Below are 22,756 nucleotides of genomic sequence, written 5' to 3' on the forward strand. Positions count from 1 at the left end.
GGCGTCGCAAACCTCCAAGGAACCGCGGGAGAGGCATGTAAGTGGCCGGACGTGGGCTATGGGGATTCAGATCGGCGTAGCGACACAATTGCGACCGGTCTGGAGATTCAGTCGACCAAGTCTTGAATTTCGTTTACGGGTGAAGTGCGCACACATTCACATTGAAGGCTTGGATCGGACGGTGAAAGCCCTTGAGCACGAGCCCGCCGACAGGCTCGGTCTCTGCAAGCTCCTCGATCGCCGCGAACACCTTGCTGTCGATCAGGATCTGTCCGTTTTTCGCCTCGGCGCACAGTCGCGCGGCGAGATTGACGACCGAGCCGGTGGCCGAATAGTCGAACCGGCCCTCGCAACCGATGCGGCCGAGCGTGGCGTAGCCGTGGGCGATGCCGACCCCGAACCCGAGTTCGTGACCCAACTTGCGCCAGTTGGTCGCAAGCGCGGCAGCGTGGTCGCGCATCGCGACGGCGAGCCGAACGGCGCGCAGCGCAGGATCGACACATGGCAGCGGATCGTTGAACAAGACCATGATGCCATCGCCGGCAAAGCGGTGCAGCGTGCCTTCGAACTCGTGGATGAGCCCACCGAGGTCCGCGTGGTACTCGCGCAGAACCGCTATTACCTCCTCCGGCTCGGCCGTCTCCGCAAAGGCCGTGAACCCCCGCAGATCACAGAACAACACGGTCACATCGCGGCGGTGGCTGTCCAAGAGCTCTTCGCCCGAGGACAGAACGATCTCGGCAATCTGCGGCGCCAGGAAGCTCTTGAGCCGGCCCATGCGTTCGATCTCGGCGACTTGCTCCGTGACGCGCTGCTCGAGCGTGCGGTTCCAGTCGGCGAGTTCGTGCGCCTGCCCCTGCACCTTGTCATGAAGCTCCTTGAGGCGCAGGACCGATTTCACACGCGCTACCAGCGCGGACTGATCGATCGGCTTGGTCAGATATTCGTCGGCCCCGGCCTCGAGCCCTGTGACCACATCCCTGGTATCGGCCCTGGCCGTCACCAGAATGATGGGCATGAACGGCAGCTCGGCATCCTGCTTGAGCCGGCGGCAGACCTCGATGCCGTCGATCTTGGGCATCATGACGTCGAGCAGGATCAGATCCGGGGCCCTTTCTCTCGCGGCAGCGAGCGCTTCCTCTCCGTCGGCCGCTTGCATGAGCTCATAGCCGTGTGGCGCAAGCCGTGCGCTGAGAATGTCGCGGTTCGCCTCGCTGTCGTCGACGATTAGAATGCGGGGAGGATGGTGCATCGGAGCTCGGCTCGTTAGGGCAGATATTCCCGGATCTTGGCGAGCAGCTCGCGCGGACTAAAGGGCTTGGTGACATAGCCCTCGCAGCCCGCAGCCCGCGCCTTGTCCTCGTCTCCGCTCAGGGCGTAGGAGGTCACCGCGATAATGGGGATTGCGGAGAGCGCCGATTGAGCCTTGATCCGGCGTGTCGCCTCGTAGCCGTCCAGAAGGGGCAGCTGTATATCCATTAGGATGAGATCGGGCCGATCCGCGGCGGCTGCCGCAACGCCGTCCTCGCCATTTTCGGCTTCGATCAGCTCGTATCCGACGCTCGAAAGCAAATCCCGCAGGATTCGCCGGTTGTCCTCCTGATCTTCGATCACCAGGATGCGCTTGGTCATGGTTGCCTCGCCTGTTGCTCGACTCGCACCGGAATCATAAAGGAAAATGTCGCGCCCTCGCCAAGGACCGATTCCACCCAAATCCGCCCGTGGTGCAGTTCGATGATCCGCTTGGCGATCGACAGGCCGAGCCCCGTTCCGCCCTTCTTGCGGGTCGAGGATGTGTCGGCCTGCGCAAATTCCTCGAAGATCGTCACTTGATGGTCTGCCGAAATTCCGGGCCCGGTATCACGAACGGCGACCGTAAACGTGCCATCCGCTGCCGAAGCCTTGATCGACACCGAGCCCCGGTCCGTAAACTTGATGGCGTTGCCGACAAGGTTGAGCAACACCTGCGCGAGGCGACGCTCATCGCCGCGGCCAATGGGCAGATCCGGGGCGACTTCAACATTGAGCGCCAGATCCTTTTCGGTCGCGAGCGACTCGACCGCGACGACCACGGCGTGTACGGCGTCTCTAAGCGAGTAGTCGGTCAGCGACAGGGTGAGCTGACCCGCCTCGATCTTGGACAGATCAAGGACGTCGTTGATCAGACCAAGAAGGTGCTTGCCGTTGCTCTGAACGCGCTCGAGCACCGCTCGCATCTTGTCGGGCATGTCACCATAGATGTTGTCCAGGATCAGCTCGGTGTAGCCGAGGATGGCGTTGAGTGGCGTGCGCAGCTCGTGACTCATGTTGGCGAGGAACTGCGATTTGTGCTTGCTCGCAATCTCGAGCTGCCGGCTCTTGTCCTCGATCTCATGGAACAGCCTGGCGTTCTGGATCGCCAGCACGGATTGGGCCGCGAAGGTCTGCAGGAGGTCGATCTTGCCAGCCGCGAACGTACCGGTGTCGCGCCGCCGTACCACCAGGGCGCCGACGATGGTGTCGCGGCTGAGCAACGGCACAGCCAGCAGCGATCGATAGCCGGCGCGTAGGATGAGCTCCAGCGTCGGCGAGGAGGGCTCCTGACGCAGGTCGGGGACCTGCAGGGGTCCGCGAACCGAAGCGGCCTGCTGCATCAGCCTCTCACCGGCGCCGATTCGTTGGTCGCGGATCGCTGCAATCAGCGCCTCGTCCATTCCGTAGGTGGCGCTCAGCCGGAACTGCTGGTGCGCCTCATCGAACACGTAGATAGCGCCGGCATCGGTACCCGAGAGCTGCACCGCGTTGGCGACGATGGTCGCAAGCACGGTTTCGAGATCAAGCGTCGAGTTCACCGCCTGCGTGACGTCGCCGAGCGCTTTCAGCTCCTGGACCGAGCGCCCGAGCTCCTCCGTTCGCGCCTGAAGCTCATCGAGCAATCGAACATTCTCGATCGCGATCACGGCCTGGTCGGCGAAAGTCCGAACCAACTCGATCTGCCTGTCAGTAAAGGGTTGCACCCGCTGGCGTCCGAGATTGATCGTACCGACCACGACCCCCTCGCGCAGTAGAGGCACGCCGAGCATGGTGTGAGTTTTTTCCAGCGTCACCGTCTCGGTTATGGAGTATTCCTCGTCGGAAGCGATGTCGGCGATGTGGACGACCTGTCCCTCAGATGCAACCCGTCCGGTCATGCTCCCACGCCCAACGGGCAAAACGCGACCTCGAATGAGCGCGTTGTATTCGGGCGCAAAGGAAAAGGTTGCTACCACCCGATAAGCTTCTCCCTCGAGGTTGGAGATAAGCGCGGAATCGGCTTCGCACAGCCGCACGGCAGATTCGACCAGCGTATCGAGCACCGTCTGCAGGTCAAAGGCCGACCGGCTGATTACCTTGAGCACTTCCGCGGTCGCCGTCTGCTGCTGCAGGGACTCCCGCAATTCTGCGGTCCGCTGCTCGACCTTGTTTTCCAGGTCGGCATAAGATTCCTGCAACCGCGCGCCCATTTCGTTGAACTGGTCAGCGAGGCTTTCCAGTTCGTCGCCGGTCTTGATTGAGATGCGCTGGCCGAGATCGCCGGCGCCGATGCGTGCGGCGCCCGCGCGCAGAGCCTGGATCGGGCCGACCATGCGTCGCGCCAGCAGGATTCCCGCAAGCACTGCAAACACTGATGCCGCAAGCAGCACGAACGCTAGCCGCTGCAAGGCGGTGTAGAGCGGGGCATAGGCTTCCTCGACCGGCAGTTCGACAAACATGGTCCAACCGAGCGGTAAGATCGGCGCGGATGCGGTCAACACCTCTTGCCCCTGGATGTTGCGCGCGCCCTGCAGCTCGTCGGCTGTGCCGCCCGCCTGCCCAGCTTGCGCCGCCTGCACCTGCGCGAGCTTGGACATGTCGGTGTTGCGCAGCACAAGGCTGATGTCGGGATGCGCAATCAGCCGGCCCTCAGCGTCGACGACATAAGCGCGGCCGTGCTCGCCAACCTTGATCTGGGACACCACGTCCCAGATCAGCTTCAAGTTGACCTCGGCGATGCTGACGCCAGCGTCCTTACGGGTGCCGGCCACCGCCAACGTCATATAGGGCTCGGATTCCCTGCGGAAGTAGACCGGCCCGTAGTAGACCTTGTGGGCGACGGCCTCGGTGAATTTCGGCTCCTTTGAAAGGTCAAGGCCGCTGTCGATCACGTCCATGGCCAAGCGCGAGACGCGCAGCCGCTCCTTGCCGGCAGAATCCACCTGCGCGAGTTCGGTGATCGCCGGCACCTGACGCAGCAATCGTAGCGCGTCAAAGCGGCGCTGTTCGATTGAACCCGCCGACCATGGTAATTGGGTGGTCCATCCGAGCTGGCTCTCGATTTCCTTGATGAACCGGCTGATCTTGGCCGCCGCAGCCACCGCCTGTTCCTGCTGAATCTGGATCAGCGAGGCCTTGTGCTCGCGGTAATAGAAGAAAACCTCGAAACTCCCGTTGGCTAGCAGCGCGACGCCAACCACGGCGACAAACAGCGCAACGTACTTGATGAAGAGCCCGCTGCGGTTCCTCGCGCCGGATGAAACCGCTCCCAACCCCGCGCTCGCTACCGGCGATCCCGCTAGCGTCCGACCCCGTGGCGTGTCCGGGTGGAGGGAGATGCTCATTGCTCAAATCTAGCAGCAATGCTGCAGCTTGTCTCATTCTGCGGATCGGGAGCCGGCAGGCCGGTGACGGGAACCGAGGTTGCTCGCCCAGCAGAGAGGTACCGAAAGCGATAATCCCTGGCGACCAACCACCAAGCTGCCAAACTCTCCATGCCACAGGCGTGGTCCTCTGAGGGGGAGGGCGCATGCGACGAAAGGAATTCATCTCATTCCTTGGCAGCGCGGCGACGTGCTTGCCCATGGCGAGTGCGGCAGCAATCATCTCGGAGCCAAACTCGGCCCGGACGCTTCGTAATTTTGAGACACTGACAGCGCTCCACCTCCCATCGCATGCGTTAGCTGCGCCGACGACGTGATCCAATGAGGGCGTAGTTTGCTGCGGTGCATGAGTCCGAGTTGGCACCTTTGAGACATGCCCGCCCATCCTGAGAATGTCCGTTCACCCGGGGTAGACCGGAAGTCGCCGTGGTCCGGCCAAACCGACGCGAATGACCCAGTCCAATTGGATATACAGGTAGCTGTTAAGCGGCTAAAACAGGCACCGGAAACCACGTTGGGCTTCGGGCAATTAAATGAATAGCCGCGCTTCATTGCTCTCAGGGACAAGGATGAAACGGCGTGAATTTCTCTTAAGCCTCGGCGGAGCCGTAATATGTCCCTTTGCTGCGTTTGGGCAGCAAATCAAAGTTCCGACAATCGGCGTACTCGTTTTGGGGAATCCTAATCCCGGTCCCTTTTTGAAAGCTCTTCGAGAAGCGCTGGGAAAAATTGGCTACATCGAAGGCCAGAGTTTTCGCCTAGAGCTGCGATCCGCGGGTGGCGATGCGGCAGCCCTTGGAGATTTGGCTAGTGAATTGGTTCGCCTCAAAGCCGACGTTATTGTCGCTTGGCAAACGCCATCTGCCATGGCGGCGAAGCAAGCCACGAACAGCATTCCCATCATCATGGCGGCAGTCGGCGATGCGGTTGCTACCGGACTTGTGAAGAACCTGGCACGGCCTGAAGGTAACATCACCGGAAATACGGCTATCGCTGCAGAAGTCATGGCTAAGAACGTCGAACTCATTCGTGAGACGTTGCCGGCCGCTCGCCGCGTTGCAGTTCTGGCGAACACGGTGGACCCCTTCAGCAAGCCCTTTCTCAGTCAGATCGAGCTCGCAGCACCGGCCCTTGGCATCGAGATCAATCGGGTAATGATGCATCCAACGGAGAATGCCGAGGGTCATTTTGAGGGAATGAGCCAAAGCAAGGTGGATGCAGTTATTATTCAACCAACCTTGGTACGGAGGGATGTCATCGAACTCACACTGAAGCATCAGATGCCTTCGTTCTCGATGGTTGGTTCGTTTCCTTCTTCGGGCGGTCTGATGTCGTACGGCGCCTCTGATCCCGACCAGTGGCGGGAAGTGGCCATATACGTGGACAAGATACTGAAGGGCTTACGCCCGGCCGATCTGCCAGTCGCGCAACCGACCCGGTTTGAGCTAATCGTGAATCTCAAGACCGCCAAAACGCTTGGCATCACCATTCCTCCGTCGCTGCTTACGCGCGTGGATGAGGTGATCGAATAGCGTTTTCTTGCTGTGGCGCATGAGTCCGGTTTTGGCCCCTTTGAGACATGCCCGCCTATCTTGAGAATGTCCGTTCACCGGGGCAGACCGGAAGTCGCCGTGGTCCGGCCAAACCAACGCGAATGACCCAAGGCGGTCATCAGCCCGATCGAAATTCCGCATCGCAGCAGTCTGCTGTCGCGCCGTGATGTGCTATCGTTGTTCGGGCAGACCGATCGCTCGGGCCGTCGGCTGCAGTGCTCGTTATTGGCGGCGCCTGCCTGAGGGGAGGAAGCCCCATGTTCGACATTAGACGGCGCCAGTTCATCACGCTGCTTGGCGGTGCAGCGGCGTGGCCGCTCGCGGCAGGCGCGCAACAGTCAGCGATGCCGCTAATCGGGCTTCTCAGCTCCGACTCTGCCGAATCATATGCCGGCCGCCTGACCGCAATCCGTCGGGGCCTGGAGGAAATCGGTTACACCGAGGGCCAAAACGTCACGATCGAATATCGCTGGGCGGAGGGTCAATACGATCGAATTCCGGGGCTGGTCGTCGATCTGCTGCGGCATCGTTTGGCTGTAATTGCCGCCGACGGGACAACTGCGGCGCGTGCGGCGCAAGCGGCCACCACCGTCATTCCGATTGTTTTCCTGGGAGGAGACGACCCGATTCGGGCCGGGCTCGTCTCAAACCTCAACCGTCCGGCTGCAAATGTCACCGGAGTGACTTTGCTCAATGTCACTCTGGGCCCAAAACGGCTGGAGCTTTTGCATGAGATGTTGCCGGACGCTGCCATCATCACGCTGTTCATCAACCGCAATAGCCCAGTTGCGGAGTTGACCGTTGTAGACATGCAGTACGCTGCGCGCACACTTGGATTACAGTTAGACATACATGCCGCTGATATCGCGGCCGAACACGACATCGATGTGGCGTTCGAAAACCTTGCCAAAACACGAAAGGGGCCGCTGTTGATCGGCGCCGATGCGTTCCTCGTTAGTCGCAGCGAACAACTGGGCGCGCTTGCTTTTCGTCACGCAATCCCGGCGATTTTGTCGTATCGCGAATTCGTTGCAGCTGGTGGCTTGATGAGCTACGCCGCAAGCCGCGCTGAGGTATATCGTCAAGGTGGCACCTACTTGGGCCGCATCCTCAAAGGTGCCCAGGTGAGCGATTTGCCAGTCCTGCAGCCAACTCGCTTCGAATTGATCATAAATGGAAAGACCGCAAAAGCGTTGGGCCTTACTGTACCCGCTGCGCTCCTATCGCGCGCTGACGAGGTGATCGAATAGCGCTTTTTGCTGCGTTGCATGAGTCCGTTGTTGGCCCACAGCCGAACCGCGCCTAAGCCCTTGTGACGTCGATTGTCAGCGGCAAACCGGACATCGATCATTGCTCCCTTCCACCGCCGCTTTTGACCCTAAGGCGACCTAGGCAGCGCGCTTCCGATCGCGCCTAGATGCGAACCTCAGATGTGAGGAGATGGGGCAACTGATCGTGTTGACGGCAGGCGGCAGTACTCGGGTTGTCGCCTGACGACACCGCTACTATTTACTTGCCTCGGCGCGCGACTTTGGAATCTGGAGCCTCGTTGATGCATCATGGTCTGATCCCTGGCAGTGCTGCTATCGCCATACTCGCGACGCTCATCGCCCAAGGCACAACACACCGTGCGGACGGTGCATCACTAGCAGAGGTGCGGCAGAATGGTATCCTACGCCTCTGCGCCAACCCATCCGCACTCCCTTATTCGAACCTCACCGATAGAGGTGGTCTTGCCGGGTTCAAAGTCGAGCTCGCGGAAGTATTGGCGCACGAGATGGGATTTGAGCTCGGTGTGACCTGGGTTCGAAACGCCGGTGATATTAAGAACTCGGATTGCGATGTCTTGATGGACGTCGTCGCCTCCGCCGCAAGCTACGATCGGGAGGGACTTACCGGGCCGCTGACAACCCATCTACCTCTTCGCTATTCGAGACCTTACGCAGACAGTGGTGTTGTCCTCGCCATTTCATCTCGATCTTCGGTTCGTCGGCTTGAGGATTTGCACGGTCAGAAGATTGGCGTCATGGCTGGCACCGTCGAGCACGAGTGGTTGGCCAAACACGGCTTCCGCGTTTCGGTCTTCGCCTCTCAAGAAGACATAATTGCCGCTATCGAGGCAGGCGAAATCGAAGTCGGCGCCACAAACCCCGTGGTTGTCGGCTGGTATCGGCACGAACACCCCAGCACGGCAGTAAGGATACCCGACGGATACGAGCCAGAACCGGCACTGCGCTGGAGTGTTTCAGTCGGGCTTCGCCGAGCGGACGATGCGCTGCTTGCAGCCGTGGATGCTGCGGTGTCACGAGTTGTCGAGCAGCGGATACCAGCGCAGATCTACGCGAAGTATGGCATTACCTATCTACCCCCTTCCGGCGCAGGTCTACAGTAAGGATGCAAAGCCTGGTGCGACTGACACTACGCCCACTGCTCTATCTTCACGGTGCAAGCAAGGCTAGATGCCTTGATGTTAAGGCGTCTGCTCACGGACAGGAAGCTGCACTGTGCTACTGAACAGTTCTTCCGCTTATGGCACCTTTGAGACATGCCCGCCTATCCTGAGGATGTCCGTTCACCGGGGTAGACCGGAGTGCGCCGGGAGACCGGCAAGGAGTAGATGGTGCAAGTCCATCACGATGAAGGAGTAGCGAACCGCATCGACCCCGAGTCATGCGCAGATACCCGTGAGGGTATTGGCGAAGCGTTGACAGGGGAGCGCATAGGCCAGCCATTGAGCCGCGAAAGTACCCTCATCCTGGGTGCCGACGTCGTTCCGGTGACGGAAGGCAACACGGATGGGCGCGATAACGCGAGCGCCCAGACGGCCCGGCGTGGTCTTAGACACTGGCATGTGCGCACGCTCCTTGCTCGGGAACCGGGAGATCTCATGGTCGGCCAGCGCCAGCATGCGTGCTGCACTGGTCCGCGTCGGGAAGGCGAGGAGCCGTAGCCGACGATGTACGATCATGAGAAGTCTGACCCCGCCATAGTAGCTGTGAAGCCGACGAACAAAGCCGGGCAACCGGCTGCGGAGTTGGTGGAGCCAAGGGCGGGGGCCGAGGGGAATGTGAGTCAGCAAAGCACGGGCCGGGCACAGTACCGGGGAACCGTGTCACAGGCGCTGGCGCGCATACGGCAAGCTGCAAGGCAAAGGAAGAAGGAGAAGTTCACCGCGCTCTTCCATCACGTCAGTATTGATCACCTCGCAGAGGCATTCTCTGAACTCAAGGAGAATGCTGCAGCTGGAGTGGACGGGCTGACATGTCGGGACTACGAGCAGCACCTTGAGCGCAATCTTGAGGACCTGCATGCTCGCGTCCATCGGGGAGCGTATCGGGCACTACCGTCGCGGCGGGTTTACATACCCAAGCCGGATGGTCGGCAACGCCCGATCGCGGTCGCCGCCCTTGAGGACAAGATCGTCCAGAGGGCTACGGCTGCGGTGCTGAGCGCGATCTACGAGGAAGATTTCCTCGGGTTCTCGTATGGGTTCCGACCCGGACGCAGCACGCACGATGCGATGGATGCGCTCATGGTCGGGATCACGAGCACAAAGGTGAACTGGATACTGGACGCCGACATCCGCTCGTTCTTCGACACAGTGAGCCAGGAGTGGCTCATCAAGTTTGTGGAACATCGCGTCGGCGACCGACGCATCATCCGCCTGATCCAGAAATGGCTCAAGGCAGGCGTCCTGGAAGACGGGATCGTGACGGTCAGTGACAAGGGGACCGGGCAGGGTTCGGTGATCTCACCGCTTCTGGCCAATCTCTACTTGCACTACGCTTTCGACCTCTGGGCCGAGCGCTGGCGACGGCGTGAGGCTGCGGGCAATATGATCATCGTGCGCTACGCCGACGACCTCATTGTTGGCTTTGAGCACGAGACCGACGCCCGTCGCTTCCTCGACGAGATGCGTAAGCGGTTACAGGAGTTTGCACTGTCGCTGCATTCGGAGAAGACCCGGCTGATCGAGTTTGGACGCTTCGCGGTGGAAAACCGCAAGCGGCGCGGGCTCGGCAAACCGGAGACCTTCACCTTCCTGGGCTTCACCTTTATCTGCGGCAAAACTCGTCGGGGCAAATTCCAAATCAAACGGAAGTCCCGGCGGGATCGCATGCAGGCAAAGTTGCAAGCCATCAAACAGGAACTGCGACGGTGCATGCATCAGCCGATTCCCCAGCAGGGAAGATGGTTGCAGCAGGTCGTCACCGGCTACTTCAACTACCACGCGGTGCCGACAAATAGTTCGACGCTGACCGCGTTCCTATTCCACGTCACCAATCTCTGGCGGCGCACGCTACGGCAGCGGAGCCAGAAAGACTGGACGACCTGGGAGCGGATCAAGCGGTTGGCCGACGACTGGCTCCCGAAACCGCGAATCCTTCATCCGTGGCCGGAGAGTCGCTTCGCCGTTAGACACCCAAGGTGGGAGCCGTATGCCCGAATTGGGCCCGTACGGATCTGTGCGGGGGGCGCGAGGTAACTCGCGTCCCTACCGCGAAAGTAGTCGGCGCACAGTCGAAATGACGCGTTTGACCCGAAGCGGACCTTTGGCTCCACAGGAAGAGGCCTGGGTCGTGTCGCCTTGTGACCCGGAGCAATAGAATTGGCTTGGCAGCGTAGTTGGACTTGATTTCTTACCGCCGAAGAGACAACCTCTCGTTCTCATTTACGGAGTTTGCAACGTGGTTAGCAGCGTGGATCGACGCGCCGTCATTGTCGGCTCCGGAGCATTGCTGCTTGCCGGGCACGGTTCAGCAAAAGGAGCCCCGATGACTTCGGAGAGCGTGTCGGACAGTCCTGCGGATCTTCATGACGGTTGGCGTGTCGGAAGTCCTGCAGGGCATGGGTTCGACCCCGCGCTACTGCAGGATATGCGTCGGCGTGTGGCCGATGGCCGGCTCGACAACGTTCACGCCATCATCGTTGCGCGCGACGGTGTGCTTGTTTACGAGCAGTACGCTGCCGGGCAGGATCAAAATGGTCTTGAGCCAGCAAAGCATACTGTGTTCAACGCGACGACGAGGCACAATGGCAACTCGATGACCAAGAGCGTGACCTCGCTCCTGGTCGGCGTCGCCCTGCAGCGTGGCTGGATCAAAACTCTGGATGCACTGGTTCTGGATTACTTTCCGGAATATGCCGATGTGCGCACGCCAGAGAAGAGCGGGATCACGCTGTACCATCTGCTGACGATGTCGGACGGCCTTGATTGGTCCGAGTTTAAGCCGCCGTTCGATAGCCTCGGCAACATGCGTGGCGCGAAGGACGCTTATCGCTACGTCCTGGAACGGCCGGCCGCTGCGCCGCCGGGGCACACGTACAACTACAATAGCGGAGCGACCGAGTTGATTGGCGCGGTCTTGCGGAAGACGAGTGGCAAGTCGCTTGACGTGCTGGCGAGAGACGAATTGCTCGCGCCACTGGGCATCGAGGACGTCGAATGGAATCGACAATTGCCGGATGGTCAGCCGCAGGCGAGCGGTGCATTGCGGGCTCGCCCACGCGACTGGGCGAAGCTTGGTCAGCTGGTGATAAACCGCGGTGTCTGGAATGACCGGCAGATTGTCCCGTCGGCCTGGATCGCGGACTCGATCAAGCCTCGCAACAACGGACCGGGAATGTTCCTGTACGGTTATCATTGGTGGCTCGGGCGCTCGTTCTGCCGCGGAAGAGTCGTCGAATGGGCCGGTGCGATGGGCTGGGGTGGTCAGCGATTGATGATCATTCCGGATTTGGGCCTGGTGGCGCTCGTTCATGCATGGCTGCCGAACCGGATGAACCTTCCGGAGACTATTTTGCTGAACGAGTTTGAGTTTATCCTGCCTGCGGCAATGCCTTCCTGATGGGGCGGGACTGGCAGTAGGCCACGGTGCAGCGGCGCCTTCGTGTCGCCTATTGGCCCTTTTCGGACCTGACGCACCCGGTCGGCGATGTCCGCTGATCGGAGAAGAGCAGAAGTTCGCGGCGCGCTGTGAAAGTGACGCTTTTGACCCAACTCCGACATCACCGTGTGGATCGATCATGTCAGTCGGCAGCTCGAATACCCGTCAGCGCTTGCCTCGACCGGCTCGACCGCGATGGTGCTGATCAGCGCCGGGCCAATCGATGCGAATGACCAAAACGGGACCACCACGGAGACCGCGTCACGCTCCTGAATTGGCCCACCGTCAGCATATGTCCCGACGCGACGCGGCTTGTCAGGCACTGATCCGATCAGGATGGGCGTGCGAGACGTGGCGTCGGCGCGCCCATATTTATTGCCTCGATCAATGAAATGGATTGGCCAACAAGAAGCTCCGTGCGACGGCTCAATTCCTCCAAGAAATCCAAGTCAACATAAAGGCGCGGATCGATTGGTGACATGGTGAGGCTTGCGGTGGGACCCAAGTACAACATCGCGTCAGCAGTGAACTCTGCAACAGCCCTTTCAAGCCGCGCAAGCCGGGCACGCTGAGCGTCCGGTAGCTCCTGACTTCCATGCGCTTTGCCGACGTCGATGACCTGAAAGCCCAGAAGCTTCAGTATGTCGTGGAGAGACGTTCCCTTGATCTGTGACACTAACGCCGGTGTCGGCCAATTGCCAAACTGGCCTTCAAATGCCTCGATAGAAGCCTCATCTGCGAAACCGGTGTAGGGTACGACGACAAACATTGATCCCGGATAGTCCTCTTCGATCAGATCTCGGAGAGATGGCTGGTCAAGACCCTGCAGGAAGTGTCCCGTCCCTTAGATGACAAGAGCCTTCTTGTCTTTACTCAGAATATTGTCAGAAATTATTCTTGCGGCGTGAGTATCGCGTGAGCCCAGTAGCGCACGAAGCTCTTCACTGGACTTGATTTTCGTCCAGTCAATCTCCGGCTCACCGAGCCAAACGCGGATGCGTTGCTCTGGAGGCAAATGCAAATTTGCTGCCCGCACTGCCGCGTAGAACCTGATCAAGCCGAGGTCTAGAACGGTCGGTACCCAGCCGACAACTTCGCTCCACACCTTTCGAAGTTCTTCGTAGCGGACTGATTCCCCCGCCACATAACGGTCAACGATGTGCTGGCTGGCGGCGCCGCCAAACTCAACAACGACATTGCGAACGTCTCTCGCAAACCTTGGATCGCTTACCAAGTCCACGTAGACCGATTCCTGTGCCAAGCCATGATGGTCGCCTATACCCACAAGCGGGCAAGCCTGAAAAGCTGCCAGCACCCCATCGACCGCCGGTTGCGCCACAGGTGGAGGCGAATGATTTGTTTCATAGGACGTCATACGGACCGAATCGATGAAGAACTACTGCACTCGAATGGAAAGTCGTTTTAGCTCGAGCGGTCAAAACGTGCCACGATAGACTAAGGGATATCGCGACAAAAGTGAGCAGAAATACTTCTTCTCGCAATCGGCAAGGATTGGCGGGGATTTGTCCTACAGGCACAGCGTTCAGCGCGCCAAAGTGGCGCGTCTCTTGGGGCCTATGTGGATCAGGGCCCGAAGACGGCGGAGACCCCGGCCAGGACGCGCCACGTGGGGGTCGCTTGAATTCCATTGTAATCATTGACGACCGGGATGCCGACCAGCACGTAGCTCGACCAGTTCTCAACCGTCAGGCGCAAACCCGGCGAAATGAATATCGTGTTACCCCCTGAATTCGGATCAATGACGCCGGCGGTTCGCTGCTTGTCGTGCCACTCGCCATTGACCTCGAGCAGAGCGTCGAGGGCAATGTGACCGTGCGGAGTGGCCGCGATCGGAGCCTTGGTCACCATCCGCGAATGATCATGGCCGGCATGCGCATAGGCGTTGCGCGGGTCGTGCGAATGCGGCTCGCTCGCGGTTTCGCCGAACAGCCGGTAGGCCAGCGCGCCATTGTAGAGAAATCGGTTGCCCAGATTGGTGTCTTGCGTCCCGGTCCCGGTCGCAATCGCGAGTACGTTAGCGTGAAAGCTCAGGGCCGGAGTCAATCGCTGACTGAAAGCGGCGCCAAACAGCCCATCCCAAGAGCCAGATCCAGGTTGAAATTCGGCCTCGAATAGCTCGCCGAACGGGTCAACCAGGTTGGTCGCACCGGTTGGTGCCTTGACGCCGAACAGCACCGCCGCTTGCGTTCCGCTCACCTGATTGTTCAAGAAGCGATATTGGCCAAGCACGGTCACATCGCCAAAGCCAGATGTATTGCCGCGATCACGTACCGTTGCGGGATCGGCCGGATCTTCCTGCACGCCTTCTAGGATGCCGGTACGTCGCACCCATGGTAGGCGCGCCGAGATCGTTAGGTCATTGGTGATGCCATAGGCAAACGCAAGCGCTCGACTCTCAACCGTTTGCAGGCCATGGACGTCTTTACCGATATTGGCGAGCAGAGTCGGATCGCTCAGTTGTTTCAGCCGGAGATAATCAACGAACGCGGAGAAGGCGAACTGCCCCTGATCGAGGGTGCCGGCGCCAATCGTGAAAATGCCGCCAGCACCGCCGATGCCGCCGATACCTGGATGATGGGCCGATGCGGCGCTCGCACCGATGGCCGTCGATGCAACCAGAGCCACTAGGAATGAGAGTCGATTGATCATTGTCCCCCCCTTTGACCTCACCGCGTGGCATCCATCATACGTGAGTTTCCGCACTTCCGTTAGTGGCACGAACCGGACGTGCCGGAGCGATCCGATGAGGTCTGCTGTTGAGGGGTAGAACGGATATGCCGTTCAGGCGAGCCAACTTCCGACTTTGACCCAGGCCGTGTGAAAACGCAAAGGCGATCAATCGCGATAGAACAAGTTACTCGTTCAAGGGCTTTTCATGTGCCCACATCGCAAGCGCATTCAATTTTGAAATCGAAATCAAGAATATCATTCTCGTCGCACTTCGAACTTTTGACTTTTCACACAGCCTGGACCCAGTGCGGACGAAGCGCAGGCCGCGCGCTAATGACGATAGCCGCGTCATACTAAAATCGCGAAAATAGTATAACTGTAGGTGAGCAAGCCCTCCCGGCGACATCTTGATACTCGGCAGAGAGGGTTGCTGGATTGACTGCAACGAGCTGGCTGACTCAGGCCCCTGCGTTGCCGAATGCGGCCTTTGAATTAAAGCGGTCGCCTAAACTCGCTGGACATTCAACCCGAATCAAGCGCATTCTACCAAAGATTGCGGTGTTTGGCAGTTGCATGCGCGTGTCCGCACATGATGTACACGCCTGAAAACAGAGAATTGGTACGAGCTGCGCAGTATTTGCGCATGTCTTCCGATGTGCAACGCTATTCCACTGAAAACCAGCAGAACGCCATCGCGGAGTATGCTCAGCGTCACGGTTACAATATCGTCGCATCCTACAGAGATGCTGGAAAGAGCGGTCTTTCTCTAAATGGGCGAGCGGCATTGAAGCAACTGCTCTCCGACGCTCTTTCTACCCAACGTTCTTTCGATGTTATTTTGGTGCTTGATGTCAGCCGATGGGGGCGCTTTCAGAACCCTGACCAAGGGGGACACTATGAGTTTCTGTGCCGGCAAGCAGGTGTTCCAGTAATTTATTGCGCCGAGCCCTTCGGCAATGATGTCGTACCAGCTACAACCATCGTCAAGCATTTGAAACGCGTGATGGCTGGTGAATACAGCCGTGAACTTTCGGCAAAGGTGCGCCGTGCTCATCACCAGCAGGCTCTGTTGGGATTCCGCCAAGGTGGGAGCCTCACATACGGTTTCCGCAGGCTTCTTGTAGATGCCTCGCGCAATCCTCGACAAATCCTAGGCTCTGGAGAGAGGAAAGCGCTGAGTTCGGACAAGGTTGTCATCGTTCCGGGACCGCCGGAAGAACTCGCGGTGATAAGGCGAATTTTCAAATTGTATGTACAATATCGTTTATCCATTGCTGAGATTACAAGGCGTCTCTCCAAGAAAGGAATACCAGGCTACGGAGGTAAAGCGCTGGGGCATCAAGCTGTCCGGCATATCCTTTCTTGCGAGCTTTGCATCGGGCAAATGACATATAACGTGACAACATCAGAGTTGCAGAGCCCTACGAAGAGGAATCCTGAGGAACTATGGGCGAGGTTTCCAGCTTTCGAGCCTGTGGTATCCGCCAGCCAGTTTAGAAGGGCTCAGGAGCGCCTCGCTCAATCCCAGGTTCGATGGGATAAGGAATCGATAGCGGCTTCACTACGCACCTTGCTTTCCGAAAAGGGACGTCTCACTCAGATTGTGATCGGTGAAGCCGAGAGCGGACCGTGTTACGAGACGGTAGTTAATCACTTCGGGTCGCTAGACGCTGCCTATGCAGTGGTCGGCTTCGTGCCGAAGGTTAAGAGACTGTTCGGCCTGAACGGAAAGTTCTGGGGCAACAAAGCGCTCTTCGCCGGGCTGAGGAAAATCCATTCCCTTCACGGATTTGTTTCGAATCACCTCATCGACGAGAGCGCTGACTTGCCGTCTGCAGCATTCGTCAGGAAGCGATTCGGTACGTTGTCTAATGCAATTCACCAAGCAGGCCTGCCTGTCGTTTCGCATGGTGAGACGCAGAAGCGTGCGTGGAAACGACGGAGGGCAGCGGGGTGCGACGAAATTTATCAGGGGGTTCGATGGTCGAACGAGAAATTGGCGCGAGCGTTGCGTAAGTTGCACAAGGAGTACGGTTACACAACTGGGAACTTGATCAATCAAAACGAAGCCGCACCGAGTGCCGACTATTACCTTAGACGATTTGGCTCTCTCGATGGAGCTAGGAGATTCGCGGGGTTACCTGTGCTCACTCACTCACAACGTGTTTCGGCTGCTCGTAAGCGAAAGCGAGACGGCAAGAAGACGATAGGACGGCAGCGCCGCCATTCTGATCAACGCATCGGACTTCATTATCGTTCGGATGGCATTTTGATCGGCTTACAAAACCTGGCGAAGAAAACGGGGGTGATTTCCGCACGTTTGATTAATGCGGACCCGGCTCTACCCTCGGCGGACTGCGTCATCAACCATTTCGGCTCGCTTCGTGAGGCGTATAGGCAGGCTGGCATCGTGCAGTTGGATGGTAAGCTCGTTCGGTTCGGTTGGCCGCGCTGTAAGGTCAGTGGAAAGAGAAATTAGACACACGATGTCGCCCATTGGCACCTTTGAGACATGCCCGCCTATCCTGAGAATGTCCGTTCACCGGGGTAGACCGGAAGTCGGCGTGGTTCGGCCAAACCGACGCGAATGACCCTTAGCGGAAGTCCACTACTTACCATCCTGCTCTACTAGCTCGGCAGAAACTCATCTTGCGCCTTGAAGAGGCGGCCCCACGACTTGCATGTGGTGCTTTGCCATCAGCTTCTGGTTCGTATCGGCATCCACACCTTGCCGCTCCGCGAACATCTTTTCGAAACCACCGGGCGTTACACCGAACAGCAATACACCGGGCTCCGTCCCGATGTTCTGGAACGTGTGCGGAGTAATGCGAGGAATGAAGACAAAGGCCCCGGCGGGCGCGCTCACAATGCGTTCGCCCAGTTTGAAGTTGAACTGACCGCTCACAACGTAACAAAACTCAGCTTCCATTTCGTGCAGGTGCGTAGGGGGACCGCTCTTGGGTGCGATGGTTTGACGAAAGAAGCCGAGCACACCTCCAGTTCTATCAGCCGTCGCCAATAGTTCGGTGAAATCTCCCTCTCGGCCTTGCTGTCCGCTGTAGCGGGATGCTTCGCCGGGCAGGACGATGAATGCCTCCTCGCCCGCGGAGACCTGGGCTGAGATGGAGGGCAGAGCAAGGACGACAACAGCCGCAACAAGTGAATAGAGAAGGCCGAAACGCGTCTTCATGAGTTTGGCGTGCATGGCAACCCAAATGGCAGCTAAGCCAGTACCGATGGCGGTGAGCACGCTATGACCGCACGAATGGTTCATGGTAAGTCCTCCCTGTTCGGAGCGCCCTGCACCTGGACGACGCAGAATTCCTCCCGGATCGCTACTTATGAGTTCGAAGATCGGCAGGTTTCCGCCATCCGCCGACCCTTGGTTCATGGCCCGTAGGAAGTAGAAGAGCCTAACTACCCGCTCTGTGGGGGGTATCCTGCTTGCGGTTGAAGAAGGCGCGCTGTCTCCTGCGCACCGCCTTTGCCGGGCTCGGCCATTGACCGGCGAAGTGTGATCAGGTCAGCATTAAATTCAAGACAGTGGCGCTGTCTGTTCATGGCACCTTTGAAACATGGCGACCGGCCCTGACGATGTCCGTTTCCAGGGGAAGACCGGAAGTAGTCGGCCGACGACCAAAATGACGCGAATGACCCAACCCTGACCATCTTCGCCGTCCTCGTCGCGGCGGCTGTCAGCGGTAAAGCGGAGGTTCGGCGAGGCCGTAGTCTCGTCTATAGTGAGTAGAAAGAACAAGCGTCGCCTGGACAGGCGGAGCGCGCACTTCAGTCGCTTCAATTGCCTGCGGCGAAGGCGTCATAGACCAGTTTCTTGAACGCAACCCTGGTGCGGGCGCGCTCGTTCTGCGTCTGCGCCATCAGGATGTAGATAATGTCGAGCTTGGGATCGACGCCGAAATAGGTGCCGCTGCCACTGTCCCATTTCAGTTCGCCGATTGAACCCGGCGGCGGTGGTTTTGCCTCCCCCGGATCGGTACGCACGGCGAGGCCGTAGCCGAACCCGAAGCCGTCGCCGGGAAAATAGAAGTAGTCGCGCCCGACGCCAGAATCCGGCCCGACATGGTCCGTCGTCATGTCCTCGAATGCCGCAGGGCTGATATAACGCGTGCCGTCAAGCTCGCCGCCATTGAGGATCATCTGCGCAAAGCGCGCATAATCGATGATGGTCGAGACCAGTCCACCGCCGCCGGATTCCCACTCCGGATGCGCACGGCGCTCGCGCTCCGCATCGACGAGTACCCTGTCGCTTGGCAATGGCTCCGCCATCAGCGTGAGTTCCTGGGTCGCGTCGAGCACGAATTTGGTGTGGTTCATGCCCAGCGGATCCAAGGTGTGCTGCTTCATGAAGTGATAGAGCGTCTTGCCCGAGACAATCTCGATTACGCGGCCGAGCACATCGGTGGAATGACCGTAGCGCCAGAGTGTGCCAGGCTGCCGTGCCAGCGGTAGTTTCGCGATGCGCTCGGCAAACTCCTTGTTGTCGAATTTCCCGTCGAACAGATGCGCTTGCGAATAGACCTTCAGCACCCACTTGCCGCCGATATATTCATAACTGATGCCCGAAGTATGCCGGAGCAGGTCCATGATGGTCACTTGCCGCACGGCCGGGACGAGCTTCAGCGTTGGTTCGCCCCGTACATCCGTCTTTTCCAACCCCACCTGCATATTGGCAAAGGCCGGGATGTATTTTGAGACGGGATCGTCCAGTGCAAGTTTGCCGGCATCGATCAGCATCATCGCCGCCAGACTCGTGATCGGCTTGGTCATGGAATGAAGGGCAAAGATCGTGTCCGGCGTCATGGGGAGCTTGGTTGTGACGTCGCGCACGCCAAAGCACTTCAGGTAGACGGGGCGGCCATGCTGCTGGATCAGGATAACGGCGCCCGGCAGCTTTCCTGTTGCAACCTCGTTGTTGAAGAACTCGGCAATGAGCTGCAGCTTTTCCGGTGCTGGCGCGGGCGCATCGGCCGCGCCAGCTGTCCCGCTTCCGTTTGTGCAATGCGCCACGAAAGCAGCCACCAAGGCGATGCGCCGGGCGATCGGGGCTGCCACTGAATTGAACGCGTTGCCCATGGTGGCCGCGCTTTTCCGCGCCAAAAGGTCTCGTCGTTCTGCACCCGCTATCGTTCCTGCCGGCTCGGGCTCGTTACAAGACAGCATGGCTGCCCAATTGGAGCAGTCGTCGGGCAGGCGACATGATCTCGATTCGCGCTTGATAGGGCGTTGGCCTTGGCTTGCACTCGTGACGATCGTAGTGCGTGCATGTCCTGTGCCGCGCTGCATGAGTCAGCTCATGGCACTTAGCAGGCCAATTCGGCTGACATGTTCATGTCCGTTGTTCGGGGTGAACCGGAAGTCCCGTCCGCCGTCGCTAGGCTGGCGCGTCAATTGCGATCGCGCTGATCGCCGGGATACCACGGCTCGGCAACGGCGCGCATCAGGCCGGCCATGGTCGGCACGTGAGTTTTGTCTTGCATCTGGCGCTCGAAAATTTCCTCGGGTATGGCCGCGAGTTTCTGCCAGCGCGAGAATTGATCGTAAGAAATGCCCACATCGGAAAGCCCCGCGTCCGTCGAGGCCTTTTTTGGCCGCCCGTCGCGTTTGGCAGCGGACTGTTCGCAGCCGATGCAACTCGGGCAGCCGCGTTTGGTGCTTGATATATTAAACACCCGACTAATCCGTAAAAACGACCACGCATGGTCACCGCCGTTCCGCTTGCAAGTCACATCCACAGCGTCCCGAGGAGCTTTGCGCCAGGCAATTCTTGCTTGCGCGCCCCGACGAGATTAAATGCCCTTGGCGCTGGTGCAGGGGGGAGCCAAGGGTTTCTCGCCGGAGCGCGCACACAAGAGACCTCCTCTGGTTTGCGATGTTATGAGAACCGAACCGTTCGGAAAGCCGGCAGTCTGGATGTACCAATTTGGGTAGTACTGGGTAGCTGCCAGAACCGATCCGGTTGAGGTTCGTGCTAGGGAGCAATCCCGATCCCTATCCCGATCCCGATAATCGCCAGGGATATGACGATCACCAGCAGGTCGATCGTCAGCCATCTGGGTATGCGCTTTGCAGGTTGGGTCATAGCGTGTGCCCTCCGCGGCCACGTTATGTACCGGGAAGAGCGCAAGTGGCTGTGAACGAGTTCACGTGTCGCGGCGATTTGATTGATCCGAAAAAACACCAGCGCATAACGGCCTTTATCGCGTTGCACCTGGATCAATTCGCAGATCCGGCGGGTCGTGCCGGCCATGGTCGGCACGTCGCCAGCGCCGCCCGGTTTTGCTCGACCGTCATGCCCTCCTTGCTAACCGCCACCAGCATTGCCATCGCACCGAGCACGACCACGAACCCCTCGGTCGTGGCGACCAAATAGGCCGCCGAAGCATTATCCCGAAACGCTTGTTCGATTTCGAACAGGTTCGTTCCTGGGCTTGCCAGCAGCACCTCTGCGACAATGGTGGTGATAACGCTGACATCCTGGGTGCGGCCGGCTAGCAGCACGGCGTGGCGATGTTGGTCGGAAAGCGGCATGCCGTTTCACCATTCTGGGCGGCTGTCAGAACTGGCGGTCGTGGCTCGGTGCGACGGGTTTTTTCACCTTTAATGATCGCTGCGCCGCGCGGTTCCCGAGCACCAACCAACGCGGTTCCCGAGCGCTAATGTGATTAAGGGGTGATGGTATTATTTGCGCAGTCATTGTGCGGGTGAACCTACGCTAATTGAACAGGTCCAGCGGACCTTGCGTCCACTCCGCGTCGGCGTACACTCCGAACGCTCGCGATAATGCGCCGGCTGATCACCGGACCGCACCCCGAGCAAAGGCATGCCAACAACTTCAAACCCGGCGTTGCGCCGAGGGAATTGCCATGTCGACCGATCTTGAAAACATCACCGCATCTTTTGGCCTGGTCCGTCGCGAGTTCAAAGACGTGCACGCCGTCGTGTCGCGGCTCGACACCCAGGTGCGCCGGCTGGCCGAGCCTCGCGCACGCCCGCGGCCGCCTGGCGGCCTGGTGGCGCGGCTCGCCGCGTGTCACCTGATCGCCCACAAGGAAAAGCGGCGGCCCGCGGACGTTTGCCGGCAGCATTTCGCCGACGACCGGGACCTGGCGAACCTGATCGAGCTCAAAGGTGCGGTGACGCCAGCGCAGACGACTTGTTGCGACCTGGGCTGCCGAGCTCGCCGCCGTCGTGGTTGTCGACATCGCCACCAATCTGTTGCTGGCATCGGCCGTTGTTGGTTTTCGCGGGAATCGAATTCAGGTCATTGCCGGGCGACCATGGCGTTCCACCACGGACAAACGCCGCTTAGCCTCTGGTAGTTGCCGTCCATCACCTGGAGCGGGGCACGGCGTCCTTCGGGCGGCGCCGGCAGGCGCACGAGCAGCAGATCATCAAGGTTCATTTCGGCCGCTCGCCCCGAAAGCGCCAGCAACGCGGCAATGGCGCCAAACAGGCGAATTTTCGAAGACGCGGCTTCTGATCGCGCATCGAATTTGCGCAGCGCGGCAACAAGTTTGCACTGCCATCAGGCCGACAATTGTGCTCTCTTTGGCTGCGCAACCTCTCGCTGATCATTTCAACCGCAGCCCCATGGTCGGCTCGAGAGCGAGCGCCGCCCCGGCGTTGATCCCCACGATTCGCGCCGGTCGCCTTGTTCATGAATTCACCTGGAGTGACAGCCATGGTGCAGAACCTAGTAGCCGGATTGGTCGTGGTGGCCTTGATTATCATGGGCGTGCTTGCCTACGCCCAGAAACATGAGGGGTGCTTGCACGGGCGCTCGCTCCAAACCTTCAAGCCCTGCGGATCAGTTAGCGTTGACCTGTAGCGCTGGCCGCGACGCCGCGGCCAACCTTGCGCGATTTGGTGCCCATGATCCCGGGCAAATCCCGGTTCGCCTATTTCCGTCTGTATGGGCCGAGCCGTTCTTCAATCGAACGTGGGTTCT

Annotated in this window: 18 protein-coding genes; 7 read left to right on the forward strand and 11 right to left on the reverse strand. The window is 59.3% G+C overall.

Features of this window, described 5'->3' with window-relative positions; genetic code table 11:
• Positions 1-133: 133 nt before the first annotated feature.
• The 3 genes from V1286_RS37920 to V1286_RS37930 are packed head-to-tail and all read right to left on the reverse strand — an operon-like array spanning position 134 to position 4,616.
• Complete coding sequence (locus tag V1286_RS37920; RefSeq protein ID WP_334489114.1) at positions 134-1,252, reverse strand: adenylate/guanylate cyclase domain-containing protein; 1,119 nt, start codon at positions 1,250-1,252, stop codon at positions 134-136.
• Between the two features lie 14 nt (positions 1,253-1,266).
• Entirely contained in the window at positions 1,267-1,632 is a 366-nt protein-coding gene (locus V1286_RS37925; RefSeq protein ID WP_247518347.1) for a response regulator, read from the reverse strand.
• The gene (locus tag V1286_RS37930) at positions 1,629-4,616 is read right to left on the reverse strand and encodes a GAF domain-containing protein (protein ID WP_334489120.1); all 2,988 of its coding nucleotides are present in this window, start codon (positions 4,614-4,616) and stop codon (positions 1,629-1,631) included. The genes V1286_RS37925 and V1286_RS37930 overlap by 4 nt, the downstream gene beginning before the upstream one ends.
• A gap of 608 nt (positions 4,617-5,224) precedes the next feature.
• Between V1286_RS37930 and V1286_RS37935 the strand changes: the two genes are divergently transcribed.
• The 3 genes from V1286_RS37935 (at position 5,225) to V1286_RS37945 (ending at position 8,600) form a co-directional block, all read left to right on the forward strand.
• Positions 5,225-6,187: an ABC transporter substrate-binding protein gene (locus V1286_RS37935; protein ID WP_334489123.1), complete on the forward strand. Its 963-nt coding sequence runs from the start codon at positions 5,225-5,227 to the stop codon at positions 6,185-6,187.
• 278 nt (positions 6,188-6,465) lie between these two features.
• Positions 6,466-7,458 carry an ABC transporter substrate-binding protein gene (locus V1286_RS37940; protein WP_334489125.1) on the forward strand — a complete coding sequence of 331 codons (993 nt, stop codon included), beginning with the start codon at positions 6,466-6,468 and terminating at the stop codon, positions 7,456-7,458.
• A gap of 302 nt (positions 7,459-7,760) precedes the next feature.
• Complete coding sequence (locus V1286_RS37945; protein WP_334489128.1) at positions 7,761-8,600, forward strand: substrate-binding periplasmic protein; 840 nt, start codon at positions 7,761-7,763, stop codon at positions 8,598-8,600.
• Positions 8,601-8,876: 276 nt separating this feature from the next.
• Here the strand turns inward: V1286_RS37945 and V1286_RS37950 are convergent, their stop codons facing one another.
• The gene (locus V1286_RS37950; protein ID WP_187436064.1) at positions 8,877-9,116 is read right to left on the reverse strand and encodes a hypothetical protein; all 240 of its coding nucleotides are present in this window, start codon (positions 9,114-9,116) and stop codon (positions 8,877-8,879) included.
• A gap of 48 nt (positions 9,117-9,164) precedes the next feature.
• Between V1286_RS37950 and ltrA the strand changes: the two genes are divergently transcribed.
• Both ltrA and V1286_RS37960 read left to right on the forward strand, forming a co-directional pair.
• Positions 9,165-10,694, forward strand: a complete 1,530-nt coding sequence (gene ltrA, locus V1286_RS37955; RefSeq protein ID WP_334489134.1) for a group II intron reverse transcriptase/maturase — start codon at positions 9,165-9,167, stop codon at positions 10,692-10,694.
• A 202-nt stretch (positions 10,695-10,896) separates the two neighbouring features.
• The gene (locus V1286_RS37960; RefSeq protein WP_334489137.1) at positions 10,897-12,057 is read left to right on the forward strand and encodes a serine hydrolase domain-containing protein; all 1,161 of its coding nucleotides are present in this window, start codon (positions 10,897-10,899) and stop codon (positions 12,055-12,057) included.
• 370 nt (positions 12,058-12,427) lie between these two features.
• Here the strand turns inward: V1286_RS37960 and V1286_RS37965 are convergent, their stop codons facing one another.
• From V1286_RS37965 to V1286_RS37975, 3 genes are all read right to left on the reverse strand, one after another.
• Positions 12,428-12,865, reverse strand: coding sequence for a hypothetical protein (locus V1286_RS37965; RefSeq protein WP_334489140.1), 438 nt, complete (start codon positions 12,863-12,865; stop codon positions 12,428-12,430).
• A gap of 75 nt (positions 12,866-12,940) precedes the next feature.
• The gene (locus V1286_RS37970) at positions 12,941-13,471 is read right to left on the reverse strand and encodes a hypothetical protein (RefSeq protein WP_334489143.1); all 531 of its coding nucleotides are present in this window, start codon (positions 13,469-13,471) and stop codon (positions 12,941-12,943) included.
• A gap of 209 nt (positions 13,472-13,680) precedes the next feature.
• Positions 13,681-14,766: a transporter gene (locus tag V1286_RS37975; protein WP_334489146.1), complete on the reverse strand. Its 1,086-nt coding sequence runs from the start codon at positions 14,764-14,766 to the stop codon at positions 13,681-13,683.
• Positions 14,767-15,376: 610 nt separating this feature from the next.
• Here V1286_RS37975 and V1286_RS37980 point away from each other — a divergent pair.
• Positions 15,377-17,266, forward strand: a complete 1,890-nt coding sequence (locus tag V1286_RS37980; protein WP_334489148.1) for a recombinase family protein — start codon at positions 15,377-15,379, stop codon at positions 17,264-17,266.
• A gap of 165 nt (positions 17,267-17,431) precedes the next feature.
• On the opposite strand, the gene V1286_RS37985 is transcribed toward V1286_RS37980, so the two are convergent.
• From V1286_RS37985 to V1286_RS38000, 4 genes are all read right to left on the reverse strand, one after another.
• Positions 17,432-18,061, reverse strand: coding sequence for a cupin domain-containing protein (locus V1286_RS37985; protein ID WP_334489150.1), 630 nt, complete (start codon positions 18,059-18,061; stop codon positions 17,432-17,434).
• A 521-nt stretch (positions 18,062-18,582) separates the two neighbouring features.
• Entirely contained in the window at positions 18,583-19,848 is a 1,266-nt protein-coding gene (locus V1286_RS37990; RefSeq protein WP_417021304.1) for a serine hydrolase domain-containing protein, read from the reverse strand.
• A 344-nt stretch (positions 19,849-20,192) separates the two neighbouring features.
• Positions 20,193-20,534 (reverse strand): hypothetical protein, encoded by a 342-nt coding sequence (locus tag V1286_RS37995; RefSeq protein WP_334489153.1) that lies wholly within the window; start codon positions 20,532-20,534, stop codon positions 20,193-20,195.
• A 487-nt stretch (positions 20,535-21,021) separates the two neighbouring features.
• Positions 21,022-21,336, reverse strand: a complete 315-nt coding sequence (locus V1286_RS38000; protein ID WP_334489156.1) for a hypothetical protein — start codon at positions 21,334-21,336, stop codon at positions 21,022-21,024.
• Positions 21,337-21,671: 335 nt separating this feature from the next.
• On the opposite strand from V1286_RS38000, the gene V1286_RS38005 reads away from it, so the two are divergent.
• Positions 21,672-22,127: a hypothetical protein gene (locus tag V1286_RS38005; RefSeq protein ID WP_334489159.1), complete on the forward strand. Its 456-nt coding sequence runs from the start codon at positions 21,672-21,674 to the stop codon at positions 22,125-22,127.
• Positions 22,128-22,756 lie beyond the last annotated feature (629 nt).

Source organism: Bradyrhizobium algeriense (assembly GCF_036924595.1).
Taxonomy (GTDB): Bacteria; Pseudomonadota; Alphaproteobacteria; order Rhizobiales; family Xanthobacteraceae; genus Bradyrhizobium; species Bradyrhizobium algeriense.